This window comes from Aquitalea sp. (assembly GCF_030150775.1).
GTDB lineage: Bacteria > Pseudomonadota > Gammaproteobacteria > Burkholderiales > Chromobacteriaceae > Aquitalea > Aquitalea denitrificans.
In genome coordinates this window covers 1-17,786 of the sequence record NZ_JASLFG010000037.1, presented here as the reverse complement: position 1 = coordinate 17,786, position 17,786 = coordinate 1, and the positions used below count along the sequence as shown (strand labels likewise).

15 protein-coding genes and 1 tRNA gene are annotated in these 17,786 nt (G+C 58.8%); 9 read left to right on the top strand and 7 right to left on the bottom strand.

Annotated features, from left to right (window positions below; genetic code table 11):
* The first annotated feature begins 260 nt into the window (after window positions 1-260).
* The 4 genes from QVF59_RS13100 (at window position 261) to QVF59_RS13085 (ending at window position 3,662) form a co-directional block, all read left to right on the top strand.
* Window positions 261-929 (top strand): response regulator transcription factor, encoded by a 669-nt coding sequence (locus QVF59_RS13100; RefSeq protein WP_287880481.1) that lies wholly within the window; start codon window positions 261-263, stop codon window positions 927-929.
* A gap of 11 nt (window positions 930-940) precedes the next feature.
* Entirely contained in the window at window positions 941-1,816 is an 876-nt protein-coding gene (locus QVF59_RS13095; protein WP_159877021.1) for an NAD kinase, read from the top strand.
* 10 nt (window positions 1,817-1,826) lie between these two features.
* A complete protein-coding gene (recN, locus tag QVF59_RS13090) occupies window positions 1,827-3,497 on the top strand; it encodes a DNA repair protein RecN (protein WP_287880479.1) in 1,671 nt (556 codons plus the stop codon).
* A 77-nt stretch (window positions 3,498-3,574) separates the two neighbouring features.
* Window positions 3,575-3,662: transfer RNA gene (locus QVF59_RS13085), tRNA-Ser, on the top strand.
* Window positions 3,663-3,987: 325 nt separating this feature from the next.
* On the opposite strand, the gene QVF59_RS13080 is transcribed toward QVF59_RS13085, so the two are convergent.
* The 7 genes from QVF59_RS13080 to QVF59_RS13050 all read right to left on the bottom strand — a co-directional run bounded on the left by QVF59_RS13080 (window position 3,988) and on the right by QVF59_RS13050 (window position 12,814).
* Window positions 3,988-4,425 carry an OmpA family protein gene (locus QVF59_RS13080; protein WP_159877025.1) on the bottom strand — a complete coding sequence of 146 codons (438 nt, stop codon included), beginning with the start codon at window positions 4,423-4,425 and terminating at the stop codon, window positions 3,988-3,990.
* A 72-nt stretch (window positions 4,426-4,497) separates the two neighbouring features.
* Window positions 4,498-4,995, bottom strand: coding sequence for an Hcp family type VI secretion system effector (locus tag QVF59_RS13075; RefSeq protein ID WP_159877027.1), 498 nt, complete (start codon window positions 4,993-4,995; stop codon window positions 4,498-4,500).
* A gap of 51 nt (window positions 4,996-5,046) precedes the next feature.
* Window positions 5,047-6,531 (bottom strand): type VI secretion system contractile sheath large subunit, encoded by a 1,485-nt coding sequence (tssC, locus tag QVF59_RS13070; RefSeq protein ID WP_159877029.1) that lies wholly within the window; start codon window positions 6,529-6,531, stop codon window positions 5,047-5,049.
* A gap of 1 nt (window position 6,532) precedes the next feature.
* Window positions 6,533-7,051, bottom strand: coding sequence for a type VI secretion system contractile sheath small subunit (gene tssB / locus QVF59_RS13065; RefSeq protein ID WP_159877031.1), 519 nt, complete (start codon window positions 7,049-7,051; stop codon window positions 6,533-6,535).
* Window positions 7,052-7,089: 38 nt separating this feature from the next.
* Window positions 7,090-8,106 (bottom strand): type VI secretion system-associated protein TagF, encoded by a 1,017-nt coding sequence (gene tagF / locus QVF59_RS13060; RefSeq protein ID WP_159877033.1) that lies wholly within the window; start codon window positions 8,104-8,106, stop codon window positions 7,090-7,092.
* Between the two features lie 16 nt (window positions 8,107-8,122).
* Entirely contained in the window at window positions 8,123-11,929 is a 3,807-nt protein-coding gene (tssM, locus tag QVF59_RS13055) for a type VI secretion system membrane subunit TssM (RefSeq protein ID WP_287880475.1), read from the bottom strand.
* Window positions 11,930-11,956: 27 nt separating this feature from the next.
* A complete protein-coding gene (locus tag QVF59_RS13050; protein ID WP_287880473.1) occupies window positions 11,957-12,814 on the bottom strand; it encodes a M15 family metallopeptidase in 858 nt (285 codons plus the stop codon).
* A 171-nt stretch (window positions 12,815-12,985) separates the two neighbouring features.
* Here QVF59_RS13050 and tssJ point away from each other — a divergent pair, with 171 nt between their 5' ends.
* The 5 genes from tssJ to QVF59_RS13025 form a co-directional block, all read left to right on the top strand.
* Window positions 12,986-13,519 carry a type VI secretion system lipoprotein TssJ gene (tssJ, locus tag QVF59_RS13045; protein WP_159877037.1) on the top strand — a complete coding sequence of 178 codons (534 nt, stop codon included), beginning with the start codon at window positions 12,986-12,988 and terminating at the stop codon, window positions 13,517-13,519.
* A gap of 288 nt (window positions 13,520-13,807) precedes the next feature.
* Entirely contained in the window at window positions 13,808-15,154 is a 1,347-nt protein-coding gene (tssK, locus tag QVF59_RS13040) for a type VI secretion system baseplate subunit TssK (protein ID WP_287880470.1), read from the top strand.
* 7 nt (window positions 15,155-15,161) lie between these two features.
* Window positions 15,162-15,866: a type IVB secretion system protein IcmH/DotU gene (gene icmH, locus QVF59_RS13035; protein WP_159877041.1), complete on the top strand. Its 705-nt coding sequence runs from the start codon at window positions 15,162-15,164 to the stop codon at window positions 15,864-15,866.
* A gap of 1 nt (window position 15,867) precedes the next feature.
* A complete protein-coding gene (tssE, locus tag QVF59_RS13030; RefSeq protein WP_159877043.1) occupies window positions 15,868-16,347 on the top strand; it encodes a type VI secretion system baseplate subunit TssE in 480 nt (159 codons plus the stop codon).
* Window positions 16,348-16,405: 58 nt separating this feature from the next.
* Window positions 16,406-17,786, top strand: a 1,381-nt coding sequence (locus tag QVF59_RS13025; protein ID WP_287880468.1) for a type VI secretion system Vgr family protein, incomplete at its 3' end; no start/stop codon positions are given.

Genomic DNA, 17,786 nt, shown 5'->3' with positions numbered 1-17,786 from the left:
GCAATGACATATATGCGGCATCGCAACAACCGGGTCAACCCAGCCGCCTATCCTGCGTAAACCCCGGCCAGACAAACGCCAGACAGGTATCATGATGGCCGGGCAAGCAGGCAACACCAAAAAAGCTGGAATACCAACTAGCAGACAATCCACAGGAAGGCCGCAACAACGCAGGCTGCATGGCTGCCAGGCATACTTACCCCCGGCCTTCCCGCATTTGGCACACAAACAGCACATGCTGTTGCAGGAGAATACCGCTCATGAAGTACATGATGCCCACCGTTTTCATCGTGGATGATGACCCCGCCGTACGCGACTCGCTGGCCCTGCTTATCATGGCGCAGGGCATGCGCACGGTTACATTCGCCAATGCCATGGAGTTTCTCGAAGGCTATACCGAGGGCGAAGTCGGCTGCCTGGTTCTGGATATCCGCATGCCGCAGATTACCGGCCTTGCCCTGCAGGAAAAACTGGTTGAACGCGGCCTGAGCATTCCCATTGTCTTCATTACCGGCCATGGCGATATCGAACAATGCCGCCGCGCCTTCCAGTCTGGTGCCATCGACTTCCTCACCAAGCCGATAGACCAGAACCGCCTGATCGACAGCTTGCGCAAAGGCATTCGCATGAGCATCGACCAACTGCAGCAGGATGAAGAGACGCAAGAGGTCATGATGCAGCTGGACCGCATCAGCGGCCGTGAACGTGAAGTGCTGGAACTGGTGGCCGACGGCCTGTCCAGCAAGGAAATCGCCCGCCAGCTGGATCTTTCCCCCCGTACTATCGAAGTCCATCGTGCCAACCTGTTCAGCAAGCTTGGAGTCGACTCGCTGGCCGACCTGATCCGCTTTTACCTGAAGGCACTGGAAGCCACGGGAAAAAAGCGTAGTGAAGAGTCTTTTTTGAACGAAACGACCGCAAAGCAGTAGAATCGGGCCCTATGGAACGACTGTTCAAACATGTCTGCCTGGTGGCAAGACACAGCAAACCGCAAGTGGTGGAATCGCTGCGCACCCTGGCCGATCACTTGGCCGCTGCCGGCGTCACCGTATTTGTCGACAAGGAAAGTGCCACCCAGGCCGAAGCCGGGCCCCATCAGCTGATCGAACGCAGCGACATGGGCAAGCTGGCCGATCTGGTTATCGTGCTGGGCGGGGATGGCACCATGCTGTCCATTGCCCGCCAGCTGGCGCCCTATCGTGTACCGCTGGTGGGCATCAACCAGGGCCGGCTGGGTTTCATGACCGACATTCCGCGTCATGAAATGCTGGAAGCCATCGACGCCATCCTGGGCGGCAATTTCGTGCCGGAAAACCGCATCCTGCTGCAAGCATCGGTGATTCGCGAAGACGCCGAAGTCGCCAATGCACTGGCCTTCAACGACATCGTGTTCAGCCGCGGTGCCGTGGGTTCGATGATCGAGTTCGAGGTATTCATCGACAACCAGTTTGTCTACAGCCAGCGCTCGGACGGCCTGATCGTTGCCACCCCCACCGGCTCCACGGCCTACTCGCTGGCCGCTGGCGGCCCCATCCTGCACCCCACGCTGCAGGCCATTGCCCTGGTCCCCATCTGCCCGCAGTCGCTGAACAACCGCCCCATTGCCGTGAATGACTCCTGTGAAGTGGAATTCATGCTGACCCGCGGCCTGGACGCACGCGTACACTTTGACGGCCAGTCGCACTGCGATCTGATGGAAATGGACCGTGTACTGATTCGCCGCTACCGCAACCCGCTGCGCATCCTGCACCCGGTGGGCTACAACTACTACGACATGCTGCGCCACAAGCTACACTGGGGCGAGCGCCTGCTCTGACACACACACCATGCTGCTATCCCTTCTGGTCAAAGACTTCGTCATCGTTGACAGCATTGCGCTGGACTTCTCCCCCGGCTTTACCGTACTGACCGGCGAAACCGGGGCTGGCAAATCCATTTTGCTGGATGCCCTGGGCCTGCTGCTGGGCGATCGCGCCGAGGGTTCGCTGGTGCGCGAAGGGGCTGAACGCGCTGAAATCAGCGCCGAATTCGACAGCCGTCAGCGCCCAGAAATCAAGGCCTGGCTGCAGGAAAACGCCCTGTCCGGCGACGACGACATCGTGCTGATCCGCCGCGTGCTGGACAAATCCGGCCGCTCGCGCAGCTTCATCAACGGCCAGCCCGCCACCCTGGCACAGCTCAAGCTGCTGGGCGAGTTTCTGGTGGACATCCACGGCCAGCACGCCCACCAGTCGCTGGTGAAGGCCGAAGCCCAGCGCGAACTGCTGGATGCCTATGCCGGCAGCAGCTCGCTGGCCCGCGAAGTGCATCAGGCCTGGCAGGAATGGCAAGCCGCCCGCAAGGCACGCAGCGATGCCGACAAGCTGTCACGCGAATCCGAAGTGGAACGTGAACGGCTCACCTGGCAGATCAACGAACTGACCGAGCTTGGCCTGCAACAGGATGAATGGGCCGGGCTCAACCAGAGCCACTCCCGCCTGGCCAATGCCGCCGAGCTGGTACAAAGCGCCCAGTACGCCGTCGACACCCTGTCCGAGATGGAGGGCAACTGCCTGTCCGTGCTCACCCAGGTACAAAGCCGGCTGAGCAAGCTGGCCAACCTCGACCCGCGCCTGGCCGACACCCTGTCGCTGCTGGATTCGGTGGATGCCGAACTGCGTGAAGTCGTCTACAGCCTGCGCGACTACGCCAGCGACATCGACGAAGACCCAGGCCAGCTGCAACAGGTGGAAAGCCGCATCGACAGCCTGATGAGCATGGCACGCAAATACCGCGTACAGCCGCAGGAGCTGCCACTCAAGCTGGCCGACTGGCAAGCCCAGCTGGCCGCACTGGAGGCCTCCACCGACAGCGAAGCCCTGGCGCTGGCCGAAACCGCCAGCCTGTCGCGCTACCGCACCCTGGCCGAAGCCTTGTCCGGCAAGCGTCGTCAGGCCGCCAGCGAACTGTCCGCCCGCATCAGCAAGGAAATGCAGCAACTGGCCATGAGCAGCGCCCGCTTCGCCATCGAACTGGCGGCCCTGGCCGAACCCGGCGCCCATGGCCTGGAATCCATCGAATACCTGGTGGCGGCCAATGCCGGCACCAGCCTGCGTCCGCTGGCCAAGGTGGCCTCTGGCGGCGAACTGTCACGCATCAGCCTGGCGATGCAAGTGGTGATCAGCCAAGTGGCCAGCGTGCCCACGCTGATTTTTGACGAAGTGGATGTCGGCATTGGCGGGCGCGTGGCGGAAGTTATCGGCCACATGCTCAAGCAGCTGGGTCAGCACTATCAGGTGCTGTGCATCACCCACCTGCCCCAGGTCGCCTCCTGCGGCGAGCAGCACTGGCAAGTCAGCAAGCGCGAAGAAAAGAAACGCGTGGTCAGCCGCATCACCCCGCTGGACGCCGAGCAGCGCGTGCTGGAAATCGCCCGCATGCTGGGCGGTGCCGAACTCACCCAGACCACCCGCCAGCACGCTGCAGAAATGCTGAAAATGAACCACGCAACCCCCTAGGCAAAACAGCTTGGGGCGGTTATGATTGCGTCCTCTCTCGCCATGGCGTCAACAAACAGCCAGTGGCAAGAAACTGCGGAGGTTTGGGTGAGTGGTTTAAACCAGCAGTCTTGAAAACTGCCGACGGGAAACCGTCCGTGGGTTCGAATCCCACAGCCTCCGCCACCCCATACTTGGACACCGTCACCTTCTGTCATCAAAAGGGCTAAAACCCTGGCAGAACATGGCGGTTTCTTCATTCTGGCGCACCGCCACGCATCGACCATCATTTCATTTTGATGGTACGAATTACCGCGTGATGGTGCAGCCAGGCCCAAGCCGTCCACCATCCAGATACCCGCATGCGCAAAGCAAACCCTGCAGAGGGCTGGCGCTGCGCATCTAACCTCATGACCAAAAAGTTTGCAAATTCAGTATGCGAGCATGCGCTGTCGAAGCTGCAAGTGCTTGCAGCCTCCCTGTGATGCTCTTTATTTCCCGCTTGCTTTGCTTATTTGAAAATCAGCTGTACGCCGTGCGACTTGCGTTCGGTATCGTAGCGGACCGTGATGTAGGCCTCGGAAACACCCACGTCGGTCAGGAAATTTTTCACGTCCACAGCACGAGCCTGGGCAGCCACCTTGGCATTGCCGATATCTCCGCGGTAGCAATGACCGCGCACGATGATGGACTTGCTCGCCTTGAGTTTGGGCAGCAGCCGCAATAGCTGTCCCTTGCCCACTTCATCCAGCTTGGGGCTGAGTTTGTCGAACGGAATAAAGTCAGCGTCGATCGCCATGTTGGCATCGATCTTTTTATCCAGCACCGCCTTTTCGGCAGCGGCCTTATCCAGAGCAGCCTTGACTGCGGGATCAATAGCATGTGACTGATTGGCAGCACAGCCTGCCAGCATGACCGAAAACAGGCCGCACAACAGCAATTGCTTCATGACAAACTTCCAGAATTGAACTGAACAACAGCCCGCCCCCGGCGGGAGCGGGCACTACAACGACAAGTCTGATCAGGCGATCGTCTTGTTGCTGGTCAGATCCCAACCGGCGCTGACATTACCGCCGCCAGTGCCGTCAGCACGTTTCTGCTGCGTATAGGTCCACTTGATCTTGCCGTAGGAGAAGCTGACCTTTTCGCTGGGGAAGCCGGAGTCATTGGCCGCGCCGCTGGGAACCACCTTGGAAATCAGCACTTGTTCCATCTTGATTTCCATGTACTTCACCTTGTCGCCACCAGCACGGCACAGCTCGATGGTCACATCCTTGATGTGCTTGCCGGTGCAGCAGGCTTCGTAGATCTTCGGGCTGGCCTTATCCAGGAAGTGGGTGATTTCAAAAGGTGCGTGGTTAACGCGCTCGGCAGTGGCACCACCAGCAGAACTGGCAGTGGACTGGGCCGGCTGTTCCAGACCATGGGCAAAGGACAGAATTTCGATCCAGTCCTTGTGCTTGTCATCAGTGCTTTCACCCGGGATACCATCAATTTTCAGAAATGCATCAAAAGCCATTTATTTACCTTTCATTATGAATGACACGTGGGACAGGCCCACCAACAGTAATCAACCCGCAGGCTGAGGCAGCTCTGCGACAAGTCGCAGGGAAATCGTCAATTCGTCCAGCTGGAAATGCGGGCGCAAAAACGCAGCAGCGCGGTACACGCCCGGCTTGCCAGGGACTTCCACCACGTCCACACGTGCTTCGCGCAGCGGATATTTGGCCTTGGCTTCCTGGCTGGCAGAGTCGTCCAGCAACACATACTGCGCCAGCCAGGTGTTCAGGTAGTCCTGCACGTTTTGGCGCGAGGCAAAGCTGCCGATCTTGTCGCGCATGATGGATTTCATGTAATGCGCAATGCGCGACACAGCAAAGATGTAAGGCAGCTGGGTGGACAGCCGGGCATTGGCATTGGCGGCGTCGGTGTTATAGGTTTTGGCCTTTTGTACCGATTGCCCGGCAAAGAAGGCGGCGTAGTCGGTGTTCTTGCAATGCACTAGCGCAATCAGGCCCAGATCGGACAGCAGTTTTTCCGTCCGGTCGGTAATGGCCACTTCAGTGGGGCATTTGAGTGCCACTTCGCCGTTGTCGGTCTTGAAGGTATGCGCCGGCAGGCCTTCGACCAGACCACCGCCTTCCACACCCCGTATGGCCGCCAGCCAGCCATACTGGGCAAAGGCATCGGTCAGGCGTGCGGCATAGGCATAGGCGGCATTGGTCCACAGGTATTTGTCGTGGTTGGTACCATCCACGTTTTCTTCAAAGTCGAATTCCTCGACCGGCACATTGTCGCGGCCATAAGGCAGGCGGCCCAGGACATGCGGCAGCACCAGGCCGACATAGCGCGAGTCTTCCGATTCACGGAAAGATTTCCACTTGGCGTACTCGACGGTGTCGAATATCTTGGCCAGATCACGCGGCTTGCCGATGTCGGCAAAGCTTTCCAGCCCGAACAGGCCCGGTGCGGCAGCGGAAATCAGTGGTGCATGCGCGGCCGCGGCAACATGCGACAGTTCTTCCAGCAGGTAGAAGTCTTCCGGGTGGCGCGTGAATTCAAAGTCACCCACCAGCGCGGCATAGGGAGCGCCACCGAAAGTGCCGTATTCGTCTTCGTAGATCTTCTTGAACAGCGCGCTCTGATCAAACTCGGACGCCGCCTTGAAGTCCTTCACCAGCTCTTTTTTGGATACGTTCAGCACCTTGAGCTTGAGCTGCGTACTGGTTTCCGAGCTTTTCACCAGATAATTCAGGCCGCGCCAGGACGCTTCCAACTGCTGAAAATCAGCGTGGTGCATGATGGCGTTCAACTGCTCGGAAATAAGCGCATCGATTTCGGCAATGCGGGCATCCAGGCTGGCACTCAGATCGCGTGAAACGGTGACACTGCCTTCCAGCACCTGCTCGGCCAATTCGGCAATCAGGTCACGGGCATGGCTGCGCTCGCTATCGCTGCTGGCAACACGACTTTGTTCGATGATGCTATCGAGCAGGCTGGAGGCTTGCTGAGTAGCAGCCAGCGGGCTGGCGGCAATTTGCTGTTCTGCGCTCATCTCACTCCCCTGCCTTGTCATTGCTGCCGGATTTACTGATCTGCTGCAGCTTTTCGGTGTCCTGCACGATATCGTCCAGCAGGGCTTCCAGCTTGTCGTTGCCTGCCATCTTGTTACGCAGCTCCGACAGGCGCTGACGCGCCGCTACCAGCTTGTTCAGCGGTGCCACCTGCTTGGCCACGTTTTGCGGTTCAAAATCGGCCAGACACTCAAAGTTGAGCTCGACGCCCAGCTGGCTGTCATCATCGACCAGCTTGTTATCCACCTTCATCGCCAGGCGCGGTGCCATGCCCTTGAGAACTTCGTCGAAGTTATCGCGATCAATCTGCACAAACTTGCGACCGGCCTCCTTGAGCTTGGGCGGCGGCTCGCTACGGTGACCGGAATAATCGCCCAGGACACCCATGACAAAGGGCAGCTCCTTGGTTTCGATGGCATCGCCGATTTCAACGTCGTAAGTGATCTGCACACGCGGAGGACGTACGCGCGACAGCTTTTTCTGTGTACTTTCATTACCCATGATGAATCCCCATATAACCGAAAATGCTCATCAAACCGTTAAACAAGACTGCGAGACAGACTGGCCATCACATCGCATAGCTGGGCCAGTGAAAACTGTGGATCGCTCAGGCGGCGACTAAGGATGTAAACCGCCTCGGCGTAAGACTGGTGGCTGCACCAGGGTGCGTGTGGGTCCGTGACATCGATGATGTACCGGGTATCCAGCTGCTTGCCCCAGCACTGCGCCAGCATGGGGGCGGTAAGCGCCCCCGGAATCAACGCCAGACAGTTGCGCTCAGGCTGGCGGATGATCAGGCATTGCACCGGGGTGTCCGGCAGGCTGGAGGTGGCCGCAGTAAACAGGGCCAGCCAGGTGACGACCGCCAGCATGTCTTCACCCTCGCCATCCGGCAGCGGCAACAGATAAGTCTGCGAAGACAGGCTGCCCTGAAACTTGCGCAGCAACTGGCTGTGAAATACAAAGGACAGCAGCAGGGAGGCCAGATCGGCATTGCCCGACTGCGCCAACTGCGCAGACAACAAGCTGCAGGGCGTCATGGCTAGGTGACGGCTGAGCAGTTGCTCGGCCAGTTCGGTATCTGCAGCGGAGCCTGCACCAAACAAGGATTGCTCCTCCAGATACTGGCGGCAGGCCACCATCTCCACCGCGTTGTCGATGGCATTGCTCAGCTGCTCCTGCAAACCGTTGTAGAACAGCTCGTTGGACAGCATCATCACGCCCACCGGCGGACGCGGCATATCAGAAGGCAGCAGCGACGCAGCCACCAGCGGATACAGCCTGCCACTTTCGTCCCGGCTGGGCTGGATTACCCCCAGGGCCAGCCATGCGCCATCGGGCGTGCGGGTAAGGAAGGAAGAAGCCGGCATTTGCTGGTAACGCTGGCGTGCGCTGTCGTCGTCCAGCAGCACCAGGCTGTCGGCAATCACATGATCCAGCTGGGCCGCTGCCGTATGCGTGGCATTGATGCGGATGAAGTCACCACGTCGCGGCAGTTTGCCAAATACGCAGAATTCCCCTGCGGTTACTGGTGTGCGCTTGAAATTGAAGGCCATGTACTGGTCGTCCTTGTTACAAAGTCACGCGCTCAGGCAGGTTTAGTTTGTAAAGCTTGATCAGTTGCAAGGGATTGACTCCACCAACCATACGGAAATTGAAACGCACCATCTGCCCGTCCGTGGCTTTTCCGGCAGGCCAGGACAGCTGCACCAGATCGCTGCTGTCTTGCACAACCTTGGCTGCGGCCAGCAGACGCATCAGACCCATGCGACCGGACTGGCTGGCAACCACACTGGCTGCGCCGTTATACGAAACAACCTGGATGCGCGCGCCGCCGGCATTGTCACTGCCCGGCCAGTTAAACGGCTGCCAGGTTTGTGGGCCGTTGCGGTAACGCAGCTCCTGGCCATCCACCACAATGGATATTTCCGACAGCCCTGGCGTGGGCTGCGGTTGCAGCTCGAAACGGCTGTTTTCGCCATCCTGCAACTGGGTGGAGGCCAATGCTCCCAGTTTGCCGGCGGCGGACAGGAACTCCGGATTGAAGCGAATGCCCTGCTCGCCCCAGGCGCGTGCCACCAGCGTGTCTCCCTTGCGCTGCACCAGGCCGTTCAGGTATTTGTTGATGAATTTGTCCAGCACGCCATCATTGGCTTTGACAAAGCGGTTGATCTCGGCCACCGAGGCTGCGCTACCCGAATCGGTAAACGGATACTTGCTGGCCAGCTGCTTCCATTGCGGCAGCACCTCATTGGCCCAGGCCTGGTTAATGTCCTGCTGCACCGGCCCCAGCATCGCGGTATAGGACTGCGACAGCGGACGCACCAGCATGGGGCGCACCATGGCCGCGGTATCGGTCGACACCTGGTTGAGCAACGAGTTGTCTACATAGGAAATGGTATCGGCCAGTTCGGAGCCGGAACCGTTCAGCGTGGCCTGCAATGTTGCGCGGGCCTGCGGACCCGGCTCGTCAGTGGAAGCAATCGATGCCACCTTGGCTTTCAGCTTGGCCAGTTGGTCGAGATAGCCGTTGATAGGCGGGTTGTCGCCCTTGACCAGCTGGGCCACTCCGGCAAAAGCCTGACCCACTTCGCCAAACTGCTTGTCACCGGTTTTCTTGCCCTGGCCATCACTACCGCCCTTGAGAAACTCGGTTGTTTTCTCCAGTACCGACTGCTTGGCGTTCTCCAGCGAGCGGTTCAGTTCGGACGGGTTATCCCAGGAGGTTTCCATGGCTGCACGCGCCAGAATCAGCTTCACCGGCGAACTCTGCTTGTCAGACAAGCGGGTCAGCGCCGACGCCGACTGCGCCGGGTTACTGAAATCACGCACCGTCACACCGGGCAGGAATTTCTTCCAGGCGGCAATGTACTGGGTGCGGTACAGCGCCATCAGCGCGGCACGGTTTTTCTCGACATTGCCGTCCTTGCCCAGATTGTCCTGCATGGACGAAGCAAGTACCCAGTCATCGCCACGAATCTCGCCCTTGCTGGCTTCATCGATGGCTGCTTTGACATAGCCGTTCCAGGCTTCGCGGGTGAACACCCCCTCCACCATCTGGCTGCTGGCCATGATGTCGAGATCGCGATTATCCAGGATGCGGGCCACCGTCAACGGTGCGTAACGGGTATTGGCGCGGGCGCGGATTTCGTTGTACACGCGCTCTTCAGCCGACAAATGCTTGTAGGAGCTGCGCAGGGTGTCGCGTACTTCGCTGACCAGGCGCGTATCGTTGTCGATCAAAGGCAGGTCGCCCGCCTTGATCTGGCTGACATAGAAAGCCACCAGTTTTTCGGCGACCGACATGATTTCTTCTACCGAATACTGGCCACGCTGGCTTTCCAGATAAGGCCGCCAGTAGCGCGGAATCTGGTCGATCAGTTGCGGCTCGTCCATGCGCTTTTGCTCGTGCAGCATCAGATAGGTTTTCAGCGCGTTGTATCCCACTTCCAGCTTGACCGGCTGGTTAGCAGCAGCGGCGTTGCCAACAAGCTGACCGGTCGGCGCACTGGCATCCAGCATGGCGGCGGTGGCCTTTTGCGCCCAGTAGTCGTAAGCACCGAGTGCGCCAATAACGATATTGGGCAGGCTCCTGTGCGGCTTGGTCGGCCGCGGATGGGGCTTGGCCGCCGGGGCAGCGTGTACCGGCTCAGGTTTGGCTTCCGGCTTGGCGACCACTGCTTCGGTTTTGGGAACAGCCACCGGCTGGGTTTCGGGCTGCGCCTTGTACTGCTTGATGGTGTCTTCCAGATTGTGCTGCACCGGCACCAGCATCACCTGCCGCAGGCCAGTGAAGTATTCCTTGCGCAGCCCTACTTCCAGATCATTGCCCTGGTACAGCCCCCAGCCCAGTTGCCAAGGCTCGCCGTTTTTACGGTAGTCCTGGAACTCTTCCAGCCGCTTTTGCAGCATCAGCAAGCCACGCAGCTTGTTGTAGAGCTGCGCAGAGGCCATCAGTTTCTGCGCTTCGCCACGATCGCTGGCAACCTGCGCCAGCAGGCGCTGATTGCCAATGTATGTCCACGACCATATCCCGGCCACGCCGGCCAACAGCAATACGCCAAAGACCATGGCCAACAATCTGGCGCGGCCGCCACGCGGTGCTGTCTGACGGGAAATCAGATGCTGATCGGGAAACAGTACCTCCCGGAAAAAGTCGCGCAGGAAAAAACTGTATGAAGATGGGGCCTGCTTGCCATCACGCCCGACCGCACTCAGGTCGAACTGGCCTTGCACACGGTTGGCCGCCACAATGCGCGGCACACCCTCTTGCAAGGCACTGGTGAAATAGAAACCGCGCAACAGCGGCCGGCCGTGATACGGGTCTTCCTCATGCAGCAGGCGCATGAATTTGACTACCGCTTCTTTCAGACCGTGAAATTCGATGGGAAAAGCAAAGTGCGCCGGGCTGACCTGGCTGCCACGGTGCTGCACCAGCTTGTCCTCACCCATCTGCACCAGGCCACGGTATAGCAGTTCAAATTGCTGGGCAGTGGCCGTGGCAACGTCAAAACCCTTGCCCTGTTCGGCACTCAGCGTTACACCCCAGACACGGGAGCGCTCTTCATCGCCGGCATCCTGAAAGAACTGGGCAAAGCCGCCCAGCAAGTCCAGCTTGGTAAACACCAGATATACCGGCACCTGGGCGCCAAAGGTATTGCACATTTCATGAATGCGCTCGCGCACCTGGCGCGCATAAGTGGTGAAGCCTTCAGTATTGTGCTGGGCCAGCTCGGGCAGGCTGATGGCCACCAGGATGCCGTTGACCGGGGCTTTGGTGCGATGCTTTTTCAGCAGCTTGAGAAATTCCAGCCACTCGACACGGTCTTCGGTCTGGGTAGCGTAGCGGCCAGCGGTATCCAGCAGCACCCCTTCCGTGGAGAAGAACCAGTCACAGTTGCGCGTACCGCCCACCCCCTGGATGCCACTCTTGTCGCTAAATGGAAAGGTAAGGCCGGACTGCAGGATGGCCGAGCTTTTACCAGCCGCCGGATGGCCAATAATCATATACCAGGGTAATTCGTACAGCGCCGCGCTGCCGCTAGACACCCCGAGCTTGGATTTTTTCAGGGTATCCACTGCCGCCAGCATTTTTTGCCGCAGCAGTGTTACTTCGGCGCGCTTGCCAGCATCGGCACCGATCACAGCATCATCCGCCTGTTTGCGCAGCATCTTCTCCAGCAGGCTGCCGGCGCGGCGGGTAAGCAGCTGACCTACCAGCAAAGTCAGCACCCACAGCAGCATTACCCCCACAATCCACCCGAGACGCGCTTCCGGTGAAGGCAGCCCCATCCAGGGTCCGACAAACCAGATAAGCAGGATCAAAATCAGGAAACCAATCGCCGAGGCGACCTTCCCATGCCGAAGCCAAGCTTGCATAACCACCACTTCTTGAAAATTGAAACGTTACCTTTTACCCAGCAATACCTTTAGCGAACCGGTCTGCTCGATATGCCCATAATCCTTGAAACTCCAGTTACCGCCCCAGGTAAGCCCGGCGGTTTGCGCCTCTTCGCCCAGTGCCTGGTAAGCCTGCATCGCCCACGGGTCACGCTCTGAAATCACCACCTTGCCAGCACGCATCGGTGCCAGATCGACAGCCAGACCGTATTGGTGCTTGCTTTGCCCACCCTTGGCCTGGGTAACATGATTACCCTGCGCGGCCAGTGCATTCTGTCGCTCCGGGCTGCGATAACCCTCCAGCAGCACCATGCCGAATCCACGCGCCCGCATTGCCACCATCACCCGCAATACGGTCTGCACAAAGGCCGGATTCATGTGAGCCCAGTCACGGTTGGCATGCACGATATCCAGAGAAGGCATCTGGTTTTGCACATCGGCAAAGGCGGTGGGTGGCAAGGGCGGCGGCGGCACCAGCTTTTCTTCCAGCAAGGTCTGCTTGATACGACCGGCCTGCTGATAATCCTGGGCCACGTAATCAGGACGCTGGTAGTAATGCCCACCCATCTTGAACACGGCTACCACTCCAAGCCCCACCAGCAACAGTGACAGCAAGGGTAAGGTCACCCAGCGATAGCTGTGTAGCCGAGCTGCCGGTGCAGGCTCAGCCGTCGTCACGACCTCGGCTTCTCCAGGAGGCCGAGCAAGGGGCACAGACACCCCCTGCTCCAGCACAGCATCGGCGGAGGTGTCGACTGCCCAACTGCCAGCAACCTGGCCTCCCAGGAAAAAACGCCACCCCACCCACGCCACCAACACCACAAGAGCGGCTATGACGAAAGGCAGTGCGATAGTCCACTGCATGATTCATTCCAGTAATTCAGATATTTTATACTTAGTTTAAAGTGTATTTATCTTATGTAACAATAGCCATACGGTATATTGTAATGTACTTTTTCATGACTTTTGACTAGTTGTAATTACTAGTAAAATATGAAGCTTCCATTCCAAACCATCTGAATTCAGAATTTACCCATGCTGAAGAGACCTAGAGCACACTGCCTGCACATGCTGCTGAAAGCCTTGCCAGTACTGGCATTGGCTGCTTGCGGCGGCCCCAAGCTGGTAAATGTCACCGGCGAGGGCAGCAAGGGCATGAACCGTGACGCACAAGGCAAACCCTTGTCCGTGGTGGTGCATATTTATCAGTTGCGCAATGCCGATGCTTTCAACCGCATGACCATGGATAGCCTGCTGAGCGGGAAGCCAGAAGCGGATTTGCTAGGCAATTCGCTGATCTCCAGCAAGGAGCTCACCCTTATTCCAGGGGGAAAGCTGGCCGAGCAGGAAACCATAGGCGAAGAAACGCGATACGTTGGCGTGGTGGGCTTTTTCAGGCAAGCAGACCCGGCCTACTGGCGTTTACTGTATGCGGCAGAAGCGGTGAAAAGTGACGGCCTTAATTTCAAGGCGGCCGACTGCTATCTGCAACCAGTGCGGACCAAGAATACCGCCATCCCGGGGCAGCCGGCGCAAATACCAAGCATTTGTCATGCTCAGCAGCGTTAAAAAGTTAAAACCCCTGCACAAGACTGTCTCAATTTAACAACAATTGTTACGAGTCATTCAATGATTCATTAATTTAATTTTATTGACATCTTGCGCCCAATAAATATGACAAATGATAGTTATACTAAGTAAATATACGCATAAAGCACTAAAACTCACCAAAACCAGATTTGACAAGGCAATCCGCAAGCACTGGCAACAGCGCCATGAAGCGGAAAATCGACACGATGAACCAGAGCATTACGCTACGACAGCCATAATGCTATGCGCATGAAAGTTTGAAATCAGATGCAACAAGCAAAACGGGTTCTGTGGGGTGAAGGCATGTTTCTTCGACCGCAGCATTTCCAGCAACAGTCACTTTTCCTGGAACAAAAAACTACGGCACTGCTGCTGCACGCACGCCGCCACCAATGGGGACTTATCCAGCTGAAACTGGACGAACAGGCACTCAAGGGCGGCATGGTGCATCTGGATGAACTGGCCCTGCTGTTTCGTGACGGCACCCTGTATCAGGCCCCCACCAATGCGGCGCTGCCCCTGTCACGCGAGCTGACAGCACTGCCGCAACTAGGTATCAAAACGCGTCTTTATGCCTGCCTGGCCAATATGCAGCCCTATGGTGGCAATACCCGCAGCGGCGATGCCAGTGCGCGCCCTACCCGCTTCACCAGCCAGCAAAGCGAGCTGGGCGACCTGTACACACAGGCAGTAGACGCCGATATCAGCACGCTGGAGCTGGATGTTCGTCTGATGCTGGAAGAAGAAAACCGCGATGGTTACGATGCCATCGCCCTGTGCGACCTGGAAAAGAACGCCACCGGCCAATGGGTAGTGGCGGCAGGGTTTATCCCGCCGCTCACCACGGTAAGTGCATCGGATGATATCCAGCAGTTGCTGCGCCGCCTGCTGGATATCCTGCTGGTAAAAAGCCAGTCACTGTCTGGCAGCCACCGCGAGCGGGCAAAAAGCGTAGTCGAGTATGGCTCCACCGACATCAGCTCTTTCTGGCTGCTGCACAGCGTCAACCGCAACTTTGCCCGGCTGCGCCACCTGTCCCTGTGCCAGCCGCTGCACCCGGAAGAGCTATACATGGCGCTGGCCGAGTTCTGTGGCGAACTGCAAACCTTCTCTACGTTGTACAGCCTGGCCGACATTCCAGCCTATCGCCACGACCAGCTGCAACAGGTACTGCCCGTGCTGGACCGGCAAATCCGCGAACTGCTTGATACCGTGATCTCCGCCCGCTACACGGTCATTCCACTGCATTCACCCAAGCCGTCATTCCATATCGGCCGCCTGGAAAGCGACCGCCTGCTGGAAAACGTGGATTTCTACCTGTCGGTGCAAAGCGAGCTGCCGGCCTCCCAGATAATCGACAACGTACCGCTCAAGATGAAGATTGGTGCACCAGACGACGTGGAGAAAATCCTCAACTCCGCCCTGCGCGGCGTCGCCATCCACCATGCGGCGCAAACGCCATCCGCGGTGCCGGTACGGGTTGGCAACCACTACTTTGCCTTCGAGCCGCATGGCGACATCTTCAGCCGCATGCTGCAGTCGCGCAGCATCTGCATTTACCTTCCGCAAACCCTGTCAGATCTGAAGCTAGAGCTGATCGCCGTCTTCCGCTGAGTACGCCATGAGCCAAGCTATTGCTACCCCGACCACCGAACGCCCCATCACCCTGTCGGCCCCCGCGGCCCCCTCGCTGCGGGAAATGCTGGAGGACGGCATTTACCTGCTGTTTCTGCTGAAGGATGGCAATGCCCCCGGCAGTGCTGTCGAATTCAACCGTCGTGTGGATGGTTTTCTTTCCCAGTACGAAAAAAACGCCCGCAACTTCAGCAAGGACATGAATGACGTCAATCATGCCAAGTACGCCTTTTGCGCCTTGATGGACGAAATCATCCTGTCCTCGTCCTTCTCCTTGCGTGACGAATGGGAACGCATGCCGCTGCAGCTGCGTTTGTTCGGCGAGCATCTGGCCGGAGAAGGCTTTTTCAACCGGCTGGAACAGCTGCGACTGGAACCCACCCGCAATATCGAAGCGCTGGAAGTGTTCTACACCTGCCTGCTGCTGGGCTTTCAGGGCAAATACCTGCTGGAAGGCGAAGAAAAGCTGGGCTACCTCACCCACAAGCTGGGCCAGGAAATCCAGCAGGTGCGTGGCGGCAAGGCGGAGTTCGCCCCCAACTGGCAGCTGCCGCAGCGCTTTCAGGCCTTTGTCCGGCACGAACTGCCCTTATGGCTGTACGTTGCCCTGCTGGCCGTAGTAGGCAGCGGCATTTTCCTGACCTACCGCTGGTTGCTGTCACAGCAATTAAGCAAGGTATTTGGCGGCTGAGATGAGCACCTTCAGCCGACACACACTGCTGCAGCCATCGGTACTGGACCGCCTGCTGGACGATCATCCGGACAACAGTGGCCAGGACCATGCGCCGTTATACGAGTTGCCGCAGTTCAAGCAATCACTGGCGCGCGATCTGGAAGCGCTGCTCAACACGCGGCTGATGCCGGCCGAAGTACGCGAAGACGACTACCCGCTGGCCCGCAGCAGCATGCTCAATTACGGCATTCCCGACCTCAGCGGCATCAGCCTGTTGAACCCTGACGACCGCGAGCTGCTGCGTGAGCAACTGCGCCGTGCCATCGAAACCCACGAGCCGCGACTATCGCGGGTACGGGTGAATCTGGATGCCCCGCGTGAAATGGAGCGCCATCTGCGTTTTCGCGTGGATGCGGTACTGCGCATTCACCCGCACCGCCCGCCGGTCACCTTCGATGCCACGCTGCAACTGTCATCCAATGTATACAAGGTGCAATAAGCCATGCAGCAGCCCTGCCCTGGCGCAAACCTTGCAATGAATAAGAGATAAAACCGGGATGGACCTTACCAGCCTTTTAAGCAGCTTCGCCGCCGCCTTTTCCCAGCACCAACGCCTGCTCACCCTGCAGCTGGATGGCGGACAGATCGCCGCCGAGCAGTTGCTGCCCCACACCCTGGATGGCAGCGAGGGCGTGTCGCAAGCCTATCGCTATCAGCTCAGCTGTTTGTCGCCGGATGGCAATATTGAACTCAAATCCTTGTTGGGTGTAGCCGCCCGGCTGGGGGTGCTGGATGCCGATGGCAGCCAGGTGGTGCGTTGTGGGGTGGTGTCACGGGCCGAGTTGCTGGGTTCGGATGGCGGCTTTGCCAAGTACGGCCTCACCATCGAGCCGCCGTTTGCGCTGCTGCGGCTGCGTCGCACGTCGCGGGTGTTTCAGGACTTGTCGGTCCCCGACATCGTCAAGCAGATCCTCGCCGAGCATCAGGCCAATAACCCGGTGTTTGCCCAGGTGCAGACGCTGGAGTTTCACACTGCATCCGCCAGCCCGCGCAGTTATTGTCTGCAGTATCGCGAGAGCGATTTCGACTTCATCGTGCGGCTGCTGCATGAAGAGGGGTATGCCTGGCGTTTCGAGCATGTCGATGGCGAGCATCCGCAGGTCAAGCTGGTGGTGTTCGACGATGCCTACAGCCTGCCGCCAGCGGCCAGCGAGCGGGTGCGTTTTCATCGCAGCGATGCGACCGAAGAGGAAGATGGCTTCACCGATTGGTCGGCCGCGCGGCAGGTGGTGTCCGGTGCGGTAGCGCTGGCCAGTTTCGATTACCAGCCGGTGGCTACCCAGCACACCGGCGACCAGACCCGCATTCAGCAAGGCCGCAGTGGGGATGCCTTGCAATCCACCTTGCAGGATTACGACCCGCAGTCGCTGTACTACGCCAGCGATGCCGAGCAGCTGGGCCAGTACGCGCAGTTGCGCCAGCAAGCACACGATGTGCAGGCCAAGCAGTTCTCTGGTAGCGGCAGCGTACGCAGTCTGCAGGCCGGACAATGGTTCCGCCTGGACGAACACCCGGCGCACGAAGCCGACAGCAGCGAGCAGCGCGAATTCGTCGTCACCGGGCAAACCTTCCGTGCCAACAACAATCTGCCGGGTGATCTGGCCAGCGGCCTGCGCAGCCTGTTGGCCAGCGGGACCGACAGCACGTCAACTGACGGTCAGAACAGCAGCCCCTTCCAGACCACCATCACCGCCCAGCGCCGTGGCATTCCGCTCACCCCGGCTTACGCCAACAGCACCCAGGCCAAGCCCACCTCCAACGGGGTGCAAACCGCCACCGTGGTGGGGCCGGAAGGCGAGGAAGTGCACACCGACGAACTGGGCCGCATCAAGGTGCAGTTCCACTGGCAGCGCGCAGACGAACACCCCGGCAGCGGGG